The sequence below is a fragment of the Metasolibacillus sp. genome, assembly GCF_025291715.1.
Classification (GTDB): domain Bacteria; phylum Bacillota; class Bacilli; order Bacillales_A; family Planococcaceae; genus Metasolibacillus; species Metasolibacillus louembei.
Genome location: NZ_JAMBIZ010000024.1, coordinates 20,855 through 37,997 on the forward strand (window position 1 = coordinate 20,855; position 17,143 = coordinate 37,997).

Here is a 17,143-nt window from a genome sequence, read left to right on the forward strand (position 1 = left end):
CACAAGCGGGTAGACTTACCATTCCAATATGGACTATGTAGCTTTTTATGGGTGTACTGGATTAATCGTTTTTCAGCAAATTCATATTCTACGTTAAATTGCTGTTGCATCTTTAAAATATCGTTTTTAGCTGTACCATATACCTCCTATACGCTGTAGTATAAAAGTCGGCACACATGCATGGTACATAAAGTTATTGGCTTTAAACTCCTGATATTGTTGAAAAGGGAAGGTAATCGAAACTAATCGTCACTATGCAACAGCACATTACATAGCTCATGACAAAAATCTTGCCATTCCTTTGCTGGTGTTTGATACTCTTTTAAAAATATATATGGCTGGGCATTCAAAAACAGTGCTTGGCTATTATCTGGTCAATAGAAAATTTTAATTCATAATTGTAGTGCAATTTCTGTTATATCAAGTAGGGAAAGGGCTGTGATACCTAAATAGCTGTAAAGCTGTTTATATAATCTGTAAAGTGAGTGTAGTAATGCATTGAATCAACTCCTAAGAAAAGAATGTATGTTCTTTTTTATTTTACAATAAAACCCTCACTTTTGAGAAGGAGGGTTATTCACTCACACTAATAAAGGGATTATTGGCTTCTAGTTCATGAGAGGTAATATCATTGAGTGCGGTGTCATTATCTAGTGCTTCAATTTTTCTTTCAATAATGCTTGCAAAGCTATATCCTTGCTCTAATAATTTAAAGTCAGGCAATGAAAAAGATAATATTTTACAAGTATTATCACTTAGAAGGTTTATTTTTCTAACTAACCCAGAAGAACCGCTCCAACTTTTTCCTGATAAACCATGGTAAGAAAATATAATTCCTATTTTTTTCTTAGATGTCTTCAAAAGACTATAAAACTTGCCAGTCCAAGTTACACCAATTGTTTTATTATAATTTTTGCACTCACACAATAAATAATTATCTAATGATATATAGCCTGCTTTCATAAAATCAATGCCAGGTTTATTCAATTTTACAAGCAAATCAATTTCGTTAGTACTGGTACGCACATTCTTATTAATAGTAAAAATATTTGATTTTTCAAATATAAATTCAACTAAATTTTCTAAAGCTTTTCCTTTTGTTGCAGTTGATGTATTTGTAGAACTGTTAGTTTTAATGAATACATCTAACAAATTTGAATACATTTTAGAGTCTTCTGAAGAGAATTTTAAAGAATCAAGAACGTCTTCACCCTCTTCTTCACATATTTTTAAGTATTCTTTAAAAGCTAAGGCACTTTTTGAATTCATTCACAAACCACCCTATAAACGATTAAGACATCACTGAAAATATTTAAATTATCAGCATAACCACAATGGCTACATTCAAACTCACCATGAATATTACCAATAGACTCATAAAAGTGTTCTTCACCACATGAGGGACAGTTTATGAGGAAGACATGTTCAATATATTTTAATTTCTCGATATCCTTTAGTATTCGATATGCATCATGAAGAGTTAATGATCCACGTTTAGCAATGAGTCCAGGGTATATCGTTTCATTCTTTTTGAAATATTGTAGCGTCTTTAATAACTTCTCTTGAGATTGGTGTGGCAAATTCTTGATTTTCGTATTTTCTTTTATACTCAACAAGGTATTTTGTAACATAGTTCATCCTCTCCATCTCAGTACTACTTGAATTATAATACTGAAGTAAGTCAATATTTTTTTCTTTATAATTAAAAGAAAATTTAACTTTTAAGGCTTTATTGCTAAGTTCATCGTTCCAGCGTAATGAAATCCAAGGGCTGTCGGAGCTTTCTTCGATTTCATCAATAAAGTCACTTAATAATTTTTGGATTTTTCCTGTATTAATACATGATTTGAATAAATCATCATTTTCAGAGATAATTTGCTTTAAATCGCCTAACAAAGGCAAAACAGTGGAGTCATTTCTACCTGTGTCTAAAACCACTTTAGAACCTGAACGGTATTTTAGCTCTTTAGCGAAGACATTAACATGTTCCTCATCAGCATTTGAGATGATATCTATAGTGGATCCAATGTCCAAAGGAAGAGGGGTAATGTCTAAATAAATTTGAAACCAAGAGATAACTTTACTTATTTGTTTTGAATAAAAGTATTCGTCACCTCTACGCAAATAACCTTTTATATTGTCTAGTCTTATTTCTAAGATGTCTAAATCACTGTAGTATACCACTATAATTGGATATTTAATAGTGACTCTACTGGAGTTTTCAGCTGTTTTATGACCAGAAATAGCATTACTAAACTTTAAAAAATAAGTAGTATCATCGTATTTTTTAAAAGATGGTATCAAATTAGTTTGATAAGTCCAATCCGTAACATAATCCTCTGAAAATTTAAGAGATGTAGCATCTAATATTTTTCCTTCTTTTAATAATTTATCTAACTTGCCTAAAATAGGACTGTTAATAGTGTAGAGAGTAGCATATTTAAATGCCAATTCGTACTCTAATTCTTGAATAATTTGAATAGTTTTCTCTTCATAACTATTCATTGCTAAATTAAAGATTTCTCCAAATGTTTGTGTTTTTTGGACATGAACCAAATCATAAGTAAAAATACTCTCCTCATACGTTATAACTTGATTTTTCAATTTCTCAAGTAATTTTCTTTGAGTTGCTTGTACATATGTTTCTTTAATAGCTGTTTTGATTAAATCTGAATATTTTATATTTGTTATCATTAAATTCTCCCTCCTCTGTGGCATTTTGTCATTAGACAAAACATCACTACTTTGTACCAGTTTTATGGATATTTTTATAAAGTAAGTATTTATGAAATCTAATGGTGTGTTGAAAGAATATCATTATCAACTTTACGAAATACAACAGCATGTGGCTCAGTGTAGTTCATATTTTTACACAGAAACAACTGTGATAATAGTAATTCACTTTGTTGTGTAAATATACCTACATAAACGATAAAAAAATAATGTGAAACATAAATGCTTAATATTTAAAATGGTGATGCTTTTAAAAGACATGCTACACACATGCCCTATTTTATGATTTATAGAAGAAGTACAGCTGGTACACCTTTATTCGCTTGACATTACAACTTCTATTCTTTATCGATATTAATGTATAGTAGGTTATCCGCTACACCATGTAGGAAGATTTTAATTTCATATCCGTTATCAGTGTACTCTTCAGCTTCTCCTGTTAACATTTTTTCGAATTCTTTATTGAATTTTTTTAAGTCTAACTTCAATGTATCAATGACAGTTAATGTAGCATTATAGGCAAGTCCTTCCTTTGTAATGAAGTTTTCTAAATCCTTTATTACAATACGATAACCTGAAACTTTTTTTCCATCTCGATATTTCGCATTTATGTCATATTTTTGGGATTCAAAAAGAGTTTGCCAACTCATATTTTCGTCAACTTCGATTTCACTGAATTCCTTTTCGACTAATTCTGGTACATTATATTTTCTTGCATTTTCGTTATAGTCCTTAGTGAAATCACTTAAATTACTACTACATCCAGCTAAAAATAAAGTCATTACAAATGAAAGAAATAATATAGTTTTCCTCAAATTAATTCTCTTCCTTTCTATGTTCCATATTGGTTATACCATTCAAAAAACTCTAAAACGCCTAATGGTTCAAAACAAATTGTAAAATTATCGATCGATACAGATAAACCGTACTTACTTTCATACCATTCAAGCGCAGCTTCCAAAAATTCTTCTGTCACATTTAAATAATCTGCCAGTTCATAACGATTTCTTATATGTAACTTATGGGCTTGTATAATTTTCGATAATGGTACAAGCTTTTTATATGCCCATCTGCGAGCATTAAGTTCTTGTTTGCGGCTGACTACATTCTTTAAGTCGAGTATATCCCCTGAACTAGTATGGTAATGCCCGATCTCTTCAGCAAGGACACAAGCCTTTTCGATTTGTGAAGGTATATGTTTATTAATCCATATAACATTGTCTGCATAAAGACCTTTTGTAGTATAAGGCATCCACTTTTCAAAAATACGAATGTCTAACTGTTCGGCTTCATACATTAAATTTTCATAAAGCAACATTCGTATCACCCCTTGTTTTTCCGCTGAGACCGTACAAATGCCTTGAAATCTTCAATTGTTTTTAGTTCCTCTTCTGTCCATTCGTCACCTTCTTTGTGTGCTGCGATGGTTTGTATTTCGTAATCATCTACGGTGTTTTGATTGTCAGTACGTCCAAGCAAATAATCAACAGAAACTCCGAAAAAGTCAGCTATTATTGACAAGGTTTCTGGCGGAGGGGTTTTAGTTCCATTTTCATAAGCGGTGTACGTTGTTCTTGCTACTCCTATTTTTTCAGCTACATAAGATTGAGTATATTGTGAATTCGTTTTTTTGATAGATTCTCTACATTTTTTCAATCTGTTAGCGAAAACATCCATTTCTATCCCCCCTATTAACAACTATTGTAATTGTTCCTGATAGGAACTGAAAGAGATAAAACATTAAAGTTCCTTAAAGTATAACTTTTTGTTGACATGTTCCTTAAAGTGCCTTATGATAAAGTTATCAAATGTTCCTTTAAGGAACTGAAAGGAGGTTGTTATGAGAATTTGGCTAAAAAACATTCGAATGCAAAAATGCAAAACTCAATCCGAAGTAGCGGAATTAGCAAATATCTCTCGAAGCTACTACACCAAAATTGAGTTGGGTTTAAAAACTCCGACAGTTGAAGTAGCTCAAAAAATTGCTGATGTACTTAATTTTAAATGGGTAATTTTTTTTGAAAATAAATGTTCTTTAAAGGAACAAAAAAGATTAGATTAATAATTTTAATCCGTCCTATGAAAGAGGTGGGAACGTGAACAATAAAAACGTAAAATCTTCGCAAATTCCTGAAGAAAAACTACAGGACATCCAAGTGAAGAAAAATGGTCAAGAAATTTGCTCAAAAGGTTTAGTTGTTATAAATGGACTAGAGTTCGGCTGGGCTGCAAACGGCGAAAATCATGGTAAGGGTATTTTAGGCTTCGACATCATCGTTAGAGGTGATGAGAAACCTAAAGTGATTGTACACTACCATTCGCATTTGATTTCAAAAGAAATTGTTGAAATTTTAGGTTTAACACACAATCAACTCCATTCAGAAAGGGGTGAGAACATGAACAAAAGCAAAGGGAATGAAAAACAACAGTCCATTGAAGAACTACTCCGCCAACAGTTGCAGCTATTGGCAGAGCGTTCTGAAAAAGCTAATTCGTGCGATTTGCCACATATAACTTTGGCGATGGTCGAAATCTTTAAAATTCTAAAAGACTAATAAGGTTTAGCAGCTAGTTCTTTATCAATTTCTTTGTAAACTTCATGATATTTTTCAACTAGTTGCGAAGGGCTTAAATCAGATAAATCTTGTTTTTCTAAGTAAAGCATTGTTAAAGCAGTTGCTTCGTTAAAAGGAAAATTAGCTTGTCTTGCATTCACATAAGTCATATGTATCACCTCCAACCTATCAATAGTTTAGCAGATTGGAAATTATCTGTACTAATATCCCATTCAGAAAGAGGTGAGAACATGAACAAAAGCAATGAAGTAATTAATGCTTTGGAAGAATTGACAATCTATCTAGCAACTTTTTACAAGGAACACCAAGCAAGCGAAGAAGAGATTGCAGCTCTTGCTGAACTTGCAAAAGTGACGTTACATGGTAGAGCTACTCTAACTGCTATAGAGAATAGACGTTCGAGAAGTGCTACAAAATAGACGATTTATTCGCTTTCTTCCAATTAGATTTCGTCATCCGATTCAACTCTAATCATTTCGTTGTAAATAGTTCTTAAATCGTGAGCGACTTGTTCAGCAGTTAAAGGTTCAGGACCGCCTGTTGTATCTCCGATTTTTTGAAAATCCTTTGAATTATGACTGTACATCGCTTTCAATACTTCAACAGCTAATGATGCGTAGTTAGTGTCCATTTGTATCACCTCTTTTCTTGATATAAAGAACTAATGTTCCTTATATCAATTTAACACAAAATATTGTGGCAATCAAAAGAAGGAGGCACAAAATATTGAAATTCCGTGTAAAAGAATTAAGAGAATCCTGTAAATTATCAAGGTACCGACTTGCCAAACTATCGGGAGTAAATGAATCGACACTCCAAATGATAGAAAATAGCGAAAATCCAAACCCCACATTTCGTGTTATGTGTAAAATCGCTGATGCTTTGGGTGTAAGTTTGGATGACCTTAGAAAGGGGTGAAACAACTCCCGTGAGTAAGCCCATTAATGACCCAACCAAAAAGCTGTATTGGGATATTGATGACATTATTGCAGTAATGCCGTACCAGCGCTCATTTTTAATCAACCATGTGCTAAGTGATCCACGAATCCAGCGTCTTGAAAAACGTTTTGGACCACGTAGCAAAAAGATATGGCCGCGTGAGCAAGTAACAGAAGCTATACACAACATCATTGCAACTAAATGGGAATAAAAATACAGCTGGCAGGCGCGTTAGGCAGGGGAATGAACACCCTGAATGATATTGCATTGATGTTACAAGACAGCTTGGTTTAGAGATTAATATAACGTGAATTTTAATGGATTAGTAACACATTTTCGACTAAGTTCGTTTTCGACTTTTTTATAGAGGGGGTGAAGGCAATGAGAGCTTTGTCCCTAGACTTTTCTAAAATCTTAAAGAAATTTCGTGAGGATGCGAAGTTGTCGCAGGAAGAGCTGGCGTATCGATTAAACATGACACAATCGCATATCAGCAAATACGAGTGTAATCGCAAAGTAATTGATCTTGAAACATTTCTGCGCTGGGTACATATTACAAATGCGGATGCTCAAGCGGCAATTGTCATGTTTGGCACAGATGTAATAACGCATGCAAGCCAACTGATATCCATTATGCCAGCGTTTATCTTTATCAAATTACAAATTTTTCTGTGAGGTGAAGAAGTATGACATTGGATGAATACCGCGCAGAGCTCGCTAACTTAGAGTACATGCGTGATAACACAACATGTGAGGATTGTCGCAATCGATTATTAAAAAGAATTTACGTAACGAGGGCAGCGATTATCAATCTAGCAAAACGCGAAGTATTATTAACAGATTTAGAAAGCCGAGGAATAGCGGTGGAAATTGTTAAACGCTTCAAAGTGAAAAAATCTATTAAGCCAAATAACAAGGCGGTGAAAGCGATTGTTAAAGTGGATGCTTGATTACTTTTTCATGATAGAGGACTGGCAAGAGTTGAGTGATACAGATTTAGCGTATTTAGGCTTGTTAGCAATTGCAATCATATTTTCAGCAATAATAATTTTAGTTTTTTGGTAGGAGGTAGCAACATGTTAAAAGTGAACGGAGCGGCCGTTGTAAAAGGCCAATACACTGTATGTTTGCCATTGACAGAGGCAGTATATGAAGCAATGTCAACTGAAGAGGCAAGAACATTAATCAGCGAGGCAATAAAGGCACAAACGCACAGAAGTGTTCAAGTGAGTCAGGTCCATATCTATGACTACGAAGAAGTTGAAGAAATTAATGCATTACAAGCGATAAATCACTATTTAGTGCAGGGTGAGCGTGTGGATGGTGTATTACATCACATTGTTACAAGTGAGATTAATAGGCTGCAAGAAATGCTAGAAGGAAATGACGGTATGAGTGTACGAGAAATCAGAGCGCAGTTTGTAGATCTGCACCGTCAATTGTTAGCTGCTCAGCGGAAAATTGAAAGTTTGGAGCGTGAGCAAAATGATTAATTTTTTTAGAAAGCTCTTTGGAAAACGGACAAGTCTTACAACAAAACAGCAGCTTGTATGTATGTCTAATTGCATTAAAAAAGGTTGACTAACCGCTAGAACGATTAATCAACCAATACAAATCAATAGCAAAGTTATTATATCACATATCACAACGACGATGCGAGTTAAACTCGCTCCCGTCCAGCAGCTTAAAAGTAGCACAGGTTAGCGTGCATCCCCCTCGCTTTTAAGTTGCTTGATGGGATAAATCCATCAGAAAGTAAAAAACCTAACGCCGGCACGCTAGGTTTTCAGGTCATACGTAAAAAATCTCTAACAGTATTGTAGCGTATGGCCACCTTTAAATCAAGAGAGGAGGCAACATTATGATTTTTTCAGACAATAACACGAATATTTCTGCAGCACTAGCAAAGTCTTGGGCGGCTATTCAAACGCCCAAGCACAATAAAACGGTGCAAGTGAGGACAAAAAGCGGCAGTTTTTACACATTTGAATATACGGATTTTGCAGGCATTTTAGAAGCTGTTAGAGCGATTTTCGTAGAAAACAAGTTAACTATCATGCAAAACAGCTATACACAGATGGAGCAGGACAAAGTATTTGCGTGTGTCGAGACTATCATCTTGCATGAATCAGGTGAATTTGCAAAATCTTATCCGCTCAAATTTCTAGCTGCTAATAGTATGCAAGATTTTGGGGGGCAAATCACCTACATGAAGCGTTATAGCCTAGCTGCAATGCTTGGTATTGCTACAGAGAAAGACGATGATAGCAACGGGATGAGCGGCAATGAGTATCAATACATCCAAGAACCGCCACGTCAGCAGGCACCACAGCAACAACGGCAAGCTCCATCGCAACCAACAGGGCTTATCACACAAAATCAAATGCAACGTTTGGATAAGGTGTTATTACCGTTGGCGGAATCGCAAGGCATCGAGGCGAACACGCTTTACAATAACAGCTTGCAAAAGTGCAAAATTGCTCCAAAGCCATCTAATCAACTCACGGCACAAGAGGCGAGTACGTTAATCGGCTATTTAGATCAAGTAGCCGCAAAAGTAGCTGAAATGGCAAAAAATGGCGCACAGGCACCACAGGAGCCTGCTGAGCCTACCAATTCACCAAAGTCTGACAAAATTACGTCAGGGCAAATGAAAGACCTAAAAGCGGTGCTTAACGCTGCAAGCACACGTACAAAAATGGACAAGGATGCTGTAGCGTACTATGCCAAAACGACACTAGGGATAGCTGACAATATTTTGATAGACAATTTGACGCAAGAGCAAGCAAATAAAATGATCGATTTTATCTCACAAATACCTGAAGCGAAGAAAGCGTGATAGGAGGAACAAGCATGCAAACAATACGGGATTTTAATCGCAAAACAGTTACTGCAGTTGTTAAAAGTGACTTGTTAGGCAAAATTGAGGAAAGCCAAACACGTGGATGGCGAGTCATAGGAGAATTACAACAGCTATCGAACGGACATTGGTCCTGTTTGATGGCTAAGGATGAAAGGTAAGGAGGCACTTCCTCATGGAGCACAGCAAAAACATTGTAAGAGTAGAGAAAAACAAGGACTACACTATCATTAACAACACGTCGCTGTATGATGATCGTCTCAGTTGGAAGGCAAAAGCTATTCATGTCTTTATGTTATCAAAGCCAGATGACTGGACATTCCACAATATTGAAATGATGAAGTGGGCGAATGAAGGTGAGCACGCTTTTGCTTCTGGATTAAAAGAATTGAAGCGATATGGCTATGTGAAAAAGGAGCGTCGTCGCAACAAAGGTGGCAAATTTGATTGGGTAACGGTGGTTTATGAAGTACCTCAGGAAGTAAAGGAGAGTGAACAGCCTGTCGAGTCTGTTCATCCATCACCCGATTTACCATGTACGGAAAATCAGGGTATGGCTCAACCATACCCCGAAAAACCATCCGTGGAAAAACCACGAGTGGATAATCCATCTACGGAAAAACCATCCGTGGAAAATCACGAACTACTAAGTACTGATATACCAAGTACTGAATTACTAAGTACTAATAAACTAAGTACTGAATTTAAAAATATTAATAATAATGATGATGAAGCAAAGGCTTCGCCAGCACCAGCAAGACCGCAAGAAAATGCCTTCGCCTTTTATCAAGCGAATGGCTTTGGTGTCTTGTCGGGGTACGTTACCGAAAAAGTTGGAGCGTGGGTGGATGATGTTGGGGACGATCTCGTTGTACATGCTATGAAACTAGCAATTGAAAATAATGCAATTAAGTGGAGCTATGTGGAAACAATCTTGCGTGGTTGGTCACAAAAACAAATTACAACAATTGAGCAAGTGGAAGCAGAAAAGTTACGCTTTGCTGCTGAAAAAAATAAACAACAGACTCAACGACGGCGACCAGGTAACTATGGGCGAAAGGTTGAGGTTGTGCCAAAGTGGATGCATAAGGAGCAAAATCCTTCTGCAGCTCTTGAAGTACCAACTCCTTTAAACAATGAAAATACAGATATCGATGCAGAGTATCAAGAATTACTTAAGCAATTTCGTGGATTGTCATAGAAAGGAGCATGGAAGTGATGAAAAGACCTTACCAAAACGTATTCCCATCCTTAAAGGCGCTTTATGAGCAGTATGCTGTGCCCTATGAGCAAATCGTGTATGAGGACAAGCCATATAAGTTTATCCGAACAAAATACAAAGCGAATATGCACATCGATATTTATCGCCATAAAGAGGAGCAACACACGGTAGAAATCTATCTCGTTGGCAAGAGACCGTACTACATTAACACGTACTATCAGGTGAGTGTACTCCATGCAATCGTGTAAGCGATGTGGTCGCACATTACGCAATGGCAAATCGATGGAGCGCGGGTATGGTCTCACTTGTTGGCAACATCATTTAGACGAGCTAGAACAGCAATTTTTAAAAATCCAACTCACGATAGATGACATATTGAAAATGGACCAGAAGGAGCGAGTAGATGTATAAACCAAAGTCAGTATCACATGCCAATCGTGGCAGGCACTTAGAACGCCTAATTGACATGTCTAATACAAAATACCGTAATGCAGGGCTGGCAGACATACGCAAGATTCCAACGCCTGTGCAAATCACAAAATCACTCGGAAATCGAGTAGAGGGGCGCAAAGAAAAAGCAGAATGGGTGGATTACGCAGGTATCTGTAACGGACAAGCCATTGTATTTGACGCAAAAGAAACCAAAGGTAAGAGCTTCCCTCTCGCCAACTTACATGACCATCAATACGAGTTATTGCAATCGTGGTATGACAAGGGCGCCCTTGTATTCTTGTTAATTTATTTTACAGACATTAACAAGTTTTATAGATTGCCATTTCCACCTTTACGAGACGCTTGGCAAATAGCTAAAGCGGGTGGCCGCAAGTCAATTCCGTTATTGACTTTTGAGCAAGTAGCTTTTGAAGTAAAGTCAGCTGATGGCTACGCATTGCATTACTTATTGCCATTTATCAAGTGAGAGGTGAGGGCTAATGTTGACAGCACCGCAATTTTACATTGAGCAAGGTATTCCTAAAGCCCGTTGGATGTTTCCAGGTAGGTATTATAAAGCAAGGCTACTCACTTTACCACGTACAAGTGATGAAGCATTGATGTATATACATGTGCAAAATACACAGCAGGTTACAGCTTATCAAGACGAGGCTAGGCAGCATGAGCTAGGCACATATCCATTGCAAGATTTTGAAAAAATCAGAGAGCTGCCAAGAACGAACACCCCCATATCAGGGCAACGCAACAAGTTTTTAGCAAAAGTGGTACAAGCACTGCACCATTTCGCTGTAGGTGACGAGTATGTTATCTCTGATCCGCGCGCGGATAGTTACTACAGTGTGTATCTAAAAAGTCGCCCTGACCATGCGCCAGTGGGCTCATATATTACTAACTTTTTTGAGATAGTAGCACCATTTGAAATGGAACCACAAATGGTTGATAGTGTGCACGATTTAACCAAAAATGAGCGGAAAGTAACGCAATCCGTGCACGATATACCAAAAACAGCGCTTAAAATAACAAAATTGGTGAACGAAGAACCTGAAAAGAAAAACGTTTCACAATCAGAAAAATTTGAACAACTAACTTTATTTTAAGGAGAATGCAAAATGAAAGCTATCACAATTACACAGCCTTGGGCTTCGCTAATTGCCCTTGGTGAAAAGCAATTTGAAACGCGCGGTTGGTCAACAACCCACCGTGGAGAAATCGCCATCCATGCGGGGAAGAAAGTGAATGAGGAAGCGTTTGAGGATTTCAAAACCATCTTTAGAAAGCATGGTATTACATCCGCTAAAGAACTACTAACAGGGGCAGTTATTGCTACAGCTAATTTAGTAGATTGTCATAAAGTCACAACTGAAGATTATGAGCAAGGAATGGCCGCTACAACTGGTCCAAGAATTAGTGGACAGGAATATCGATTAGGTGACTATACACCACGTCGCTATGCATGGGAGTTGGATAGTGTACAGCACTTGTCAAAGCCGATACTAGCCAAAGGCAAGCTCAGTTTATGGGAGTGGAAACAAAGTATTTGAACCATTATGCGTAGGAAGGAGCTAACAGGATGGCTATAGTTAGTACAAAATCATTAAGACGATTATCTGATAAATTGCCAAGTTCAGCAGGCGTTGCAGCAGGGGCTTTATTAGAAAGCGCTGATTATATTGACGAGTTAGAGGCGTTAATATCAACAATGACAAATAAAATTGAGAGCATACAAGATGAACTGAATTTGTCGAGAGTTAAACAGATGGATTTGATTGTGGATAAAGCTGATTATATCAAAGGAATTCATTTGATAAACGAACATAACAAACAATTACGTGAAGCACTTGAGTTTTACCAAGAAGTACAAGATTACAAGAGCCTTGCTGACATACACATAACACGTGCACATTTAACAAAGCTTGGTCAAGATATGGGAGCGACAGCTCGAGAAGCATTATTAAGTACCTGGTCGGAGGTCAATTAAACAATCTGTGAATTGAATGAAGAATGGAAGGGTGAGAACAAATGGAATGTTTATTATGCGACAAACAACTAGAAGAATCAGAGGTGGTTTACGATGAAACAGGCAATGAATACTGTGAAGCATGCTTAAAGGAAGGTGATAGTTAATGTTTAGCAAACAAACTGGCAGAGATTTTATGATTTTGGGATATGTGTTAGTTGCACTAGCCTTTATAGGTCTAGGAGCAGTAGGCTACTTGATTTTCAAATGGATATTTTAGTAAACACAATGACCAAAATGTGAAGTAAAGAGGGTGAAGAAATTGGAATGTCCAAGTGAATTTGGCATTTACGACGCAATGGTCGTTTTAGAGTTCCCTGATCACGTGTATGCAATAAATGGTGGCTATTACACAACGAAAGATAGCTGTGCTGTCGACGTGTGTATGGTGGATGAAATTCAATATTTGTGGCAACAAGGCATTGTTACTACAGGTTGCTGTTGTGGTCATGGCATTACTGACGCAATGATAAATGTTGCTGATTGTAGCATACAAAAAATGATTGAGCTGGGATATCGGCGATCAGAAGCAAATGATTACACATTTTTAGCTACAAGTAAGCATGAGGAGCTGGCACTATGAAAAAAATTATGGAATCAACTACAAGCGAAACAGTTAATCTATTACACACTATTTCTGTCGAATGTTCTTATTTTGATTTAAAAGATGCATGTGAACACAACGCCATCACGTTTGTTGCCAAAACAGACGGTGAAGCCGATGGAGAAAAAGTAAATAATTTAGATTATGCAGTTCAATGTTCAATCACAGACGCTAGAGATTTTGCAAAATATATATTGTCTTTATGTGATGAAATTGAATCAGCAAAACATGAAAAGAGGGGCGATTGAATGCTAGAAATCACAAACAAGCAGCTTGTCACAACACGTAAGCCACATGAGTGCTTTGCATGTACAACAACTATTGACAAAGGTATACAAGCCATACACGCAACAGCAAAGCAGGACGAACAACACATGCGGTTTCACCTGCATACTGAGTGCAATATAAAGTTGACCAAAAATAAACATGCATTGCCTGACGGCATTTATTATGGATGCTTAAACGATATCGAGCCAACACCACAATGGCTACTGGAGGGATAAATCATGAATAATAAATGTGAAAAATGTGGGAATGACCACTTGTTTTACAACGAAGTTGCCCTATTAGCTAAACAACTTATTTGTAATGATGAAAGTTATATGGATGGGGAGATTGTAGATAAAACTGATGAAGTAGCCAATGCATACGAAATTGTGTACTGCTATCAATGTAGGGAAGTTGTTGATAGTGGAGAGCTATATTAAAAAATCATCGTAGCGAGCTCCAACTTGCTACGATGAAACATAGGTTCCCTTATGTGTGTGCAAAATTATTATAGCACAAGGGGCGAGTGTATGGGGCAAACAACTGAAATTAACAAATTTGAAAACGGCGTTTACATTGTACAAGACGGACATATTACACCGTTAATGCCAAAAGATTTCGGACAAGACACAATCATTTGGAAAAATGGACGTGTACTAGATGTGGAGCGTGCAGAACGTATTCGCATCCAACAAATTAAATAACAGTCCTTACGGAAAAACCGACGGACACTGATAGGCTTTGGCAATTACGCCAGGCTTATTAGTGTCTTTTTTATTTTTACATAACAAGAAAGGGTGATGAATATGTATTTTCCTGATCTAATCGATGAATATAAACAATCGCTGAAAGAGCTACGTGCATCTGGCGGATGCTCAAGTATGGAGCGCGACATGAAAGAAGCCATTCAATGGATGGAAACAGGTTATGATCCAGCCGAGTACCGCGCGGCCACTCGTACAGATTCGTTTGTCATGGACCATCACCTTATGCAAGATTTGATTTCATATACAGATGCTGAGAGCTATGTACCCGACTGGATGAAAGAAAATGAAAGTGGTGATGATTCATGGGCGAATGAAATTTTACGCATGGCAAAGATGAAAAATAAAATAAAGCATACGTTGAAAGGTTTAACAGAAAACGAACGCGCGATTTTCGTTATGATCCGCGCGGAATATATGTCATTTGGAAAAGTTGCGCAAGTGTTGAATGTTACTAAAAGTACAGTTCAAACGCACTTACGGCGAGCTGAATCAAAAATAAACAGCAATATTTCCAAAGAAATTGCGAGTATGTCATACGATTACCTATATAGTAGAGAGGCATAAAAGTGTATATGGAGCAGCTCATGATGTTATAAAGAAAAGAAGTTGAATAAGAAATGCGGTTTGAATTTGGGCATATAGACACATTTTTGACAAATTTATAAACTTGTCTAATACAACGATTCTCACAAAAAGTATCAATGAGGGACAAATCGCAGCTAATTAGAGTATAGTTAAACAATTAGATAAAGTTGTAAATTTCTCCCCTAATCTAGGTATTTTAATCTAGTCATAAATGATAAATGTGTTATTATGATATTATCAAGAATAATATGGTAATTGTTATAATAAATTGATTATTAGGAGAAGAGAATTGGAGAGACTACAGCAGTTTTATAAACATAGTTGTACCCCACATACAAACGAAAATCTTGTGCTCTTACAAACTGATTTCGAGAAAATAGAAATTGATGTAAAGGATAGCGCTTGCCATCATTTAAGGTGTTTGCAATTGAATAACTTAGTTCGATTTTTGAATCCAAAAGTAAACATAAAAAAACATGCTAAACCACATATTTCGACAGATATTTTGGAAAACGACATGGATGCAGCTTTTAACACACTAAGCCAAATGGAGATCCCCTCTGAAAAAATTGTAAGAGACAATGTAGAAGAAATGAAGCATCTTTACTTTCTTCCTTGGTATATAGAAGGAAAAATCAAGGATATAACATGTGGGAATAAACGTAAAAAAATAGATTATAGAATCAAAGGAATCTTGCCTTCATACTTTATAAGTGAATTGGATTTACAATTTGATGCAGAAAAAGAAGAAGAGGTTGTAGAATATGGTGATAGAGGAGCTCGCGCCATATCATTTTTTAAGTTTTTTAAAGATAGCGAGTTCGAAGAATGTATTGATTCCCAAGAAATAGACAGAAAAGTGAATGAGGTTAAATATAGAATAAAACCAAAGTATGTTGAGAGTATGGATTATTATTTTATTGGCAACATTAATGCAGAGGTAGGACTTTTAGAGAGGGATAATCAACCACATAATGAGAATCCTTTATACTATCATTTTAACTTATGGAAATTAAAAAGTATGGAATTAGCAACGATATATAAAGAATTCGAATTATTCCCTTTCAAAAAGGAGGTATTGTAGAGTGAATATAGAAAAGAAATTAAGTAAAATGTATGAAAATACAAATGATTGGGGAGTTTCGAACAGCTACAATGGGCATGTTTTACTTGATATAAGTGAGCCTTTGATGTTTGTTTTAAATGAATTAAATAATTATTATTTAGCGTACACACTGCAAAATAGAACTTTGCTTTTAAATAATGACACTAAAGCAGATATAGTTGAGGTATTAATTGTTAATACTTCTTTTCATATGATAAAGATGTTGTTACAAGGAGAATTGGATATAAAGGAGGCGCTTTCTAGTGACTGTATGTATAGGGTAGGTAAAGTAGGTGATAAAGTGTTTCCGGAAAAAAGTGTAAGACATATTAATGAAGTGGAAGATAGAGTACCTGAGTATGGGGTTCGATTGGATAGTACAGTACCTAACAAAGTAGATTTAATGAAGGTCTTACACATGATTGAGTCAAGTGCAGAGGTTTATGAACCATTTTCTATCAAGGAAAAGAAAGTATATAGAGATAATACTCGAATTGAAACATCGAAAAAAGAAAAGAAATATAATTACCTGAATGCAAGCGATTTGAAAGAGTATTATCTTAAAAAAATATATGGCGACAGAATTGAGGAGAAAGATGAAGTTCATTATTAATAAAACAGTTTATAATGTTTTTAAACCATATCCAAAAAATGAGAAAATTTCTATGGAAATGATGGTGAAATTCGGATCTGGGAAAAAAGATGTCTCACAAAGAGCTTTTTTTGTTGAGCTTAATATAGAATGCAAAGATGGGGAAACTGAAATTGAAACACGTGATTTATTCATAGATGCTAGATTAAACTATACGTTAGATAAGACCAAATTTAAAGATTTGGATGATAAAGAGATGGAAGAAGATAACAAATATTTTATCGAGTTGTTAAATCGTTTAAATAAAGCAATAAAAGGTATAACCTCTCTAGATGATGTACTTAGACCTTTAGATATTGAAAGGGCTATTAAAAAGTATAAAAAAGAAAAAGGGGATTAATTACCATATTAATTCCTGTTGCT

General features: G+C 36.0%; 34 protein-coding genes. 26 read left to right on the forward strand and 8 right to left on the reverse strand.

Annotated elements, in window-relative coordinates; all coding sequences use genetic code 11:
- Nucleotides 1–242: 242 nt before the first annotated feature.
- From M3Z76_RS19785 to M3Z76_RS13930, 6 genes are all read right to left on the reverse strand, one after another.
- On the reverse strand, nt 243–350 hold the full coding sequence (locus tag M3Z76_RS19785) for an ImmA/IrrE family metallo-endopeptidase (protein ID WP_363319892.1): 108 nt from the start codon (nt 348–350) through the stop codon (nt 243–245).
- 223 nt (nt 351–573) lie between these two features.
- On the reverse strand, nt 574–1,269 hold the full coding sequence (locus M3Z76_RS13910; RefSeq protein WP_293928161.1) for a restriction endonuclease: 696 nt from the start codon (nt 1,267–1,269) through the stop codon (nt 574–576).
- A 252-nt stretch (nt 1,270–1,521) separates the two neighbouring features.
- The gene (locus tag M3Z76_RS13915) at nt 1,522–2,694 is read right to left on the reverse strand and encodes a hypothetical protein (protein ID WP_293928158.1); all 1,173 of its coding nucleotides are present in this window, start codon (nt 2,692–2,694) and stop codon (nt 1,522–1,524) included.
- 377 nt (nt 2,695–3,071) lie between these two features.
- Nucleotides 3,072–3,548, reverse strand: a complete 477-nt coding sequence (locus M3Z76_RS13920) for a hypothetical protein (RefSeq protein WP_293928155.1) — start codon at nt 3,546–3,548, stop codon at nt 3,072–3,074.
- Between the two features lie 17 nt (nt 3,549–3,565).
- A complete protein-coding gene (locus M3Z76_RS13925; protein ID WP_363319891.1) occupies nt 3,566–4,051 on the reverse strand; it encodes an ImmA/IrrE family metallo-endopeptidase in 486 nt (161 codons plus the stop codon).
- 5 nt (nt 4,052–4,056) lie between these two features.
- Nucleotides 4,057–4,410 (reverse strand): helix-turn-helix domain-containing protein, encoded by a 354-nt coding sequence (locus M3Z76_RS13930; protein ID WP_293928152.1) that lies wholly within the window; start codon nt 4,408–4,410, stop codon nt 4,057–4,059.
- A 163-nt stretch (nt 4,411–4,573) separates the two neighbouring features.
- Here M3Z76_RS13930 and M3Z76_RS13935 point away from each other — a divergent pair, with 163 nt between their 5' ends.
- Complete coding sequence (locus M3Z76_RS13935; protein ID WP_293928149.1) at nt 4,574–4,795, forward strand: helix-turn-helix domain-containing protein; 222 nt, start codon at nt 4,574–4,576, stop codon at nt 4,793–4,795.
- 34 nt (nt 4,796–4,829) lie between these two features.
- Nucleotides 4,830–5,288 carry a hypothetical protein gene (locus tag M3Z76_RS13940; protein ID WP_293928147.1) on the forward strand — a complete coding sequence of 153 codons (459 nt, stop codon included), beginning with the start codon at nt 4,830–4,832 and terminating at the stop codon, nt 5,286–5,288.
- On the opposite strand, the gene M3Z76_RS13945 is transcribed toward M3Z76_RS13940, so the two are convergent.
- Nucleotides 5,285–5,458, reverse strand: coding sequence for a hypothetical protein (locus M3Z76_RS13945; protein WP_293928144.1), 174 nt, complete (start codon nt 5,456–5,458; stop codon nt 5,285–5,287). The two genes, M3Z76_RS13940 and M3Z76_RS13945, sit on opposite strands and share 4 nt — an antisense overlap.
- A gap of 81 nt (nt 5,459–5,539) precedes the next feature.
- On the opposite strand from M3Z76_RS13945, the gene M3Z76_RS13950 reads away from it, so the two are divergent.
- Nucleotides 5,540–5,728, forward strand: a complete 189-nt coding sequence (locus tag M3Z76_RS13950) for a hypothetical protein (RefSeq protein WP_293928141.1) — start codon at nt 5,540–5,542, stop codon at nt 5,726–5,728.
- A gap of 23 nt (nt 5,729–5,751) precedes the next feature.
- Here the strand turns inward: M3Z76_RS13950 and M3Z76_RS13955 are convergent, their stop codons facing one another.
- The gene (locus M3Z76_RS13955; RefSeq protein WP_293928138.1) at nt 5,752–5,940 is read right to left on the reverse strand and encodes a hypothetical protein; all 189 of its coding nucleotides are present in this window, start codon (nt 5,938–5,940) and stop codon (nt 5,752–5,754) included.
- A gap of 95 nt (nt 5,941–6,035) precedes the next feature.
- On the opposite strand from M3Z76_RS13955, the gene M3Z76_RS13960 reads away from it, so the two are divergent.
- The 23 genes from M3Z76_RS13960 to M3Z76_RS14070 all read left to right on the forward strand — a co-directional run bounded on the left by M3Z76_RS13960 (nt 6,036) and on the right by M3Z76_RS14070 (nt 17,120).
- Nucleotides 6,036–6,227 (forward strand): helix-turn-helix transcriptional regulator, encoded by a 192-nt coding sequence (locus M3Z76_RS13960; protein ID WP_293928135.1) that lies wholly within the window; start codon nt 6,036–6,038, stop codon nt 6,225–6,227.
- Complete coding sequence (locus tag M3Z76_RS13965; RefSeq protein ID WP_293928132.1) at nt 6,208–6,459, forward strand: hypothetical protein; 252 nt, start codon at nt 6,208–6,210, stop codon at nt 6,457–6,459. Before M3Z76_RS13960 ends, M3Z76_RS13965 begins: the two co-directional genes overlap by 20 nt.
- A 170-nt stretch (nt 6,460–6,629) precedes the next feature.
- Nucleotides 6,630–6,923 (forward strand): helix-turn-helix domain-containing protein, encoded by a 294-nt coding sequence (locus tag M3Z76_RS13970; protein ID WP_293928129.1) that lies wholly within the window; start codon nt 6,630–6,632, stop codon nt 6,921–6,923.
- A gap of 11 nt (nt 6,924–6,934) precedes the next feature.
- Nucleotides 6,935–7,198 carry a hypothetical protein gene (locus M3Z76_RS13975; RefSeq protein ID WP_293928126.1) on the forward strand — a complete coding sequence of 88 codons (264 nt, stop codon included), beginning with the start codon at nt 6,935–6,937 and terminating at the stop codon, nt 7,196–7,198.
- A 126-nt stretch (nt 7,199–7,324) separates the two neighbouring features.
- Nucleotides 7,325–7,741, forward strand: coding sequence for a hypothetical protein (locus tag M3Z76_RS13980; RefSeq protein ID WP_293928123.1), 417 nt, complete (start codon nt 7,325–7,327; stop codon nt 7,739–7,741).
- A gap of 368 nt (nt 7,742–8,109) precedes the next feature.
- On the forward strand, nt 8,110–9,087 hold the full coding sequence (locus tag M3Z76_RS13985) for an ERF family protein (protein WP_293928121.1): 978 nt from the start codon (nt 8,110–8,112) through the stop codon (nt 9,085–9,087).
- Nucleotides 9,088–9,101: 14 nt separating this feature from the next.
- Nucleotides 9,102–9,269: a hypothetical protein gene (locus tag M3Z76_RS13990; protein ID WP_293928118.1), complete on the forward strand. Its 168-nt coding sequence runs from the start codon at nt 9,102–9,104 to the stop codon at nt 9,267–9,269.
- A gap of 14 nt (nt 9,270–9,283) precedes the next feature.
- Nucleotides 9,284–10,309: a DnaD domain-containing protein gene (locus M3Z76_RS13995; protein WP_295656699.1), complete on the forward strand. Its 1,026-nt coding sequence runs from the start codon at nt 9,284–9,286 to the stop codon at nt 10,307–10,309.
- A 17-nt stretch (nt 10,310–10,326) separates the two neighbouring features.
- Nucleotides 10,327–10,578 carry a hypothetical protein gene (locus tag M3Z76_RS14000; protein WP_293928114.1) on the forward strand — a complete coding sequence of 84 codons (252 nt, stop codon included), beginning with the start codon at nt 10,327–10,329 and terminating at the stop codon, nt 10,576–10,578.
- A complete protein-coding gene (locus M3Z76_RS14005) occupies nt 10,565–10,741 on the forward strand; it encodes a DUF6011 domain-containing protein (protein WP_293928112.1) in 177 nt (58 codons plus the stop codon). The genes M3Z76_RS14000 and M3Z76_RS14005 overlap by 14 nt, the downstream gene beginning before the upstream one ends.
- Complete coding sequence (locus M3Z76_RS14010; protein WP_293928108.1) at nt 10,734–11,249, forward strand: Holliday junction resolvase RecU; 516 nt, start codon at nt 10,734–10,736, stop codon at nt 11,247–11,249. Before M3Z76_RS14005 ends, M3Z76_RS14010 begins: the two co-directional genes overlap by 8 nt.
- Before the next feature lie 13 nt (nt 11,250–11,262).
- Complete coding sequence (locus M3Z76_RS14015) at nt 11,263–11,880, forward strand: hypothetical protein (protein WP_293928106.1); 618 nt, start codon at nt 11,263–11,265, stop codon at nt 11,878–11,880.
- Between the two features lie 12 nt (nt 11,881–11,892).
- The gene (locus M3Z76_RS14020) at nt 11,893–12,324 is read left to right on the forward strand and encodes an ASCH domain-containing protein (protein WP_293928104.1); all 432 of its coding nucleotides are present in this window, start codon (nt 11,893–11,895) and stop codon (nt 12,322–12,324) included.
- A gap of 29 nt (nt 12,325–12,353) precedes the next feature.
- On the forward strand, nt 12,354–12,761 hold the full coding sequence (locus tag M3Z76_RS14025) for a hypothetical protein (protein WP_293928102.1): 408 nt from the start codon (nt 12,354–12,356) through the stop codon (nt 12,759–12,761).
- Between the two features lie 301 nt (nt 12,762–13,062).
- Nucleotides 13,063–13,383 carry a hypothetical protein gene (locus M3Z76_RS14030; protein ID WP_293928099.1) on the forward strand — a complete coding sequence of 107 codons (321 nt, stop codon included), beginning with the start codon at nt 13,063–13,065 and terminating at the stop codon, nt 13,381–13,383.
- Nucleotides 13,380–13,652, forward strand: coding sequence for a hypothetical protein (locus tag M3Z76_RS14035; RefSeq protein ID WP_293928096.1), 273 nt, complete (start codon nt 13,380–13,382; stop codon nt 13,650–13,652). Before M3Z76_RS14030 ends, M3Z76_RS14035 begins: the two co-directional genes overlap by 4 nt.
- Entirely contained in the window at nt 13,653–13,907 is a 255-nt protein-coding gene (locus M3Z76_RS14040) for a hypothetical protein (RefSeq protein ID WP_293928093.1), read from the forward strand.
- A gap of 3 nt (nt 13,908–13,910) precedes the next feature.
- On the forward strand, nt 13,911–14,111 hold the full coding sequence (locus tag M3Z76_RS14045; protein ID WP_293928090.1) for a hypothetical protein: 201 nt from the start codon (nt 13,911–13,913) through the stop codon (nt 14,109–14,111).
- 90 nt (nt 14,112–14,201) lie between these two features.
- Nucleotides 14,202–14,375 carry a DUF3954 domain-containing protein gene (locus M3Z76_RS14050; protein ID WP_293928088.1) on the forward strand — a complete coding sequence of 58 codons (174 nt, stop codon included), beginning with the start codon at nt 14,202–14,204 and terminating at the stop codon, nt 14,373–14,375.
- Between the two features lie 102 nt (nt 14,376–14,477).
- Nucleotides 14,478–15,002 (forward strand): sigma factor-like helix-turn-helix DNA-binding protein, encoded by a 525-nt coding sequence (locus M3Z76_RS14055; RefSeq protein ID WP_293928085.1) that lies wholly within the window; start codon nt 14,478–14,480, stop codon nt 15,000–15,002.
- Between the two features lie 310 nt (nt 15,003–15,312).
- Nucleotides 15,313–16,107 (forward strand): hypothetical protein, encoded by a 795-nt coding sequence (locus tag M3Z76_RS14060; RefSeq protein WP_293928082.1) that lies wholly within the window; start codon nt 15,313–15,315, stop codon nt 16,105–16,107.
- Nucleotide 16,108: 1 nt separating this feature from the next.
- On the forward strand, nt 16,109–16,741 hold the full coding sequence (locus M3Z76_RS14065) for a hypothetical protein (protein ID WP_293928079.1): 633 nt from the start codon (nt 16,109–16,111) through the stop codon (nt 16,739–16,741).
- Nucleotides 16,725–17,120 carry a hypothetical protein gene (locus M3Z76_RS14070; protein WP_293928078.1) on the forward strand — a complete coding sequence of 132 codons (396 nt, stop codon included), beginning with the start codon at nt 16,725–16,727 and terminating at the stop codon, nt 17,118–17,120. Before M3Z76_RS14065 ends, M3Z76_RS14070 begins: the two co-directional genes overlap by 17 nt.
- Nucleotides 17,121–17,143: the final 23 nt, after the last annotated feature.

Excerpts from the sequence above, each read along its gene's own strand:
- M3Z76_RS13950 (WP_293928141.1), top strand. The coding sequence starts at position 5,540 with ATGAACAAAAGCAATGAAGTAATTAATGCTTTGGAAGAATTGACAATC.
- M3Z76_RS13995 (WP_295656699.1), top strand. The coding sequence starts at position 9,284 with ATGGAGCACAGCAAAAACATTGTAAGAGTAGAGAAAAACAAGGACTAC.
- M3Z76_RS13925 (WP_363319891.1), bottom strand. The coding sequence starts at position 4,051 with ATGTTGCTTTATGAAAATTTAATGTATGAAGCCGAACAGTTAGACATT.
- M3Z76_RS13930 (WP_293928152.1), bottom strand. The coding sequence starts at position 4,410 with ATGGATGTTTTCGCTAACAGATTGAAAAAATGTAGAGAATCTATCAAA.
- M3Z76_RS13945 (WP_293928144.1), bottom strand. The coding sequence starts at position 5,458 with ATGACTTATGTGAATGCAAGACAAGCTAATTTTCCTTTTAACGAAGCA.
- M3Z76_RS14040 (WP_293928093.1), top strand. The coding sequence starts at position 13,653 with ATGCTAGAAATCACAAACAAGCAGCTTGTCACAACACGTAAGCCACAT.
- M3Z76_RS14035 (WP_293928096.1), top strand. The coding sequence starts at position 13,380 with ATGAAAAAAATTATGGAATCAACTACAAGCGAAACAGTTAATCTATTA.
- M3Z76_RS13915 (WP_293928158.1), bottom strand. The coding sequence starts at position 2,694 with ATGATAACAAATATAAAATATTCAGATTTAATCAAAACAGCTATTAAA.
- M3Z76_RS13990 (WP_293928118.1), top strand. The coding sequence starts at position 9,102 with ATGCAAACAATACGGGATTTTAATCGCAAAACAGTTACTGCAGTTGTT.
- M3Z76_RS14025 (WP_293928102.1), top strand. The coding sequence starts at position 12,354 with ATGGCTATAGTTAGTACAAAATCATTAAGACGATTATCTGATAAATTG.
- M3Z76_RS14005 (WP_293928112.1), top strand. The coding sequence starts at position 10,565 with ATGCAATCGTGTAAGCGATGTGGTCGCACATTACGCAATGGCAAATCG.
- M3Z76_RS13910 (WP_293928161.1), bottom strand. The coding sequence starts at position 1,269 with ATGAATTCAAAAAGTGCCTTAGCTTTTAAAGAATACTTAAAAATATGT.
- M3Z76_RS14020 (WP_293928104.1), top strand. The coding sequence starts at position 11,893 with ATGAAAGCTATCACAATTACACAGCCTTGGGCTTCGCTAATTGCCCTT.
- M3Z76_RS13980 (WP_293928123.1), top strand. The coding sequence starts at position 7,325 with ATGTTAAAAGTGAACGGAGCGGCCGTTGTAAAAGGCCAATACACTGTA.
- M3Z76_RS14050 (WP_293928088.1), top strand. The coding sequence starts at position 14,202 with ATGGGGCAAACAACTGAAATTAACAAATTTGAAAACGGCGTTTACATT.
- M3Z76_RS13965 (WP_293928132.1), top strand. The coding sequence starts at position 6,208 with ATGACCTTAGAAAGGGGTGAAACAACTCCCGTGAGTAAGCCCATTAAT.
- M3Z76_RS14010 (WP_293928108.1), top strand. The coding sequence starts at position 10,734 with ATGTATAAACCAAAGTCAGTATCACATGCCAATCGTGGCAGGCACTTA.
- M3Z76_RS13975 (WP_293928126.1), top strand. The coding sequence starts at position 6,935 with ATGACATTGGATGAATACCGCGCAGAGCTCGCTAACTTAGAGTACATG.
- M3Z76_RS14045 (WP_293928090.1), top strand. The coding sequence starts at position 13,911 with ATGAATAATAAATGTGAAAAATGTGGGAATGACCACTTGTTTTACAAC.
- M3Z76_RS13935 (WP_293928149.1), top strand. The coding sequence starts at position 4,574 with ATGAGAATTTGGCTAAAAAACATTCGAATGCAAAAATGCAAAACTCAA.
- M3Z76_RS14000 (WP_293928114.1), top strand. The coding sequence starts at position 10,327 with ATGAAAAGACCTTACCAAAACGTATTCCCATCCTTAAAGGCGCTTTAT.
- M3Z76_RS14055 (WP_293928085.1), top strand. The coding sequence starts at position 14,478 with ATGTATTTTCCTGATCTAATCGATGAATATAAACAATCGCTGAAAGAG.
- M3Z76_RS14015 (WP_293928106.1), top strand. The coding sequence starts at position 11,263 with ATGTTGACAGCACCGCAATTTTACATTGAGCAAGGTATTCCTAAAGCC.
- M3Z76_RS14070 (WP_293928078.1), top strand. The coding sequence starts at position 16,725 with ATGAAGTTCATTATTAATAAAACAGTTTATAATGTTTTTAAACCATAT.
- M3Z76_RS13970 (WP_293928129.1), top strand. The coding sequence starts at position 6,630 with ATGAGAGCTTTGTCCCTAGACTTTTCTAAAATCTTAAAGAAATTTCGT.
- M3Z76_RS13985 (WP_293928121.1), top strand. The coding sequence starts at position 8,110 with ATGATTTTTTCAGACAATAACACGAATATTTCTGCAGCACTAGCAAAG.
- M3Z76_RS13955 (WP_293928138.1), bottom strand. The coding sequence starts at position 5,940 with ATGGACACTAACTACGCATCATTAGCTGTTGAAGTATTGAAAGCGATG.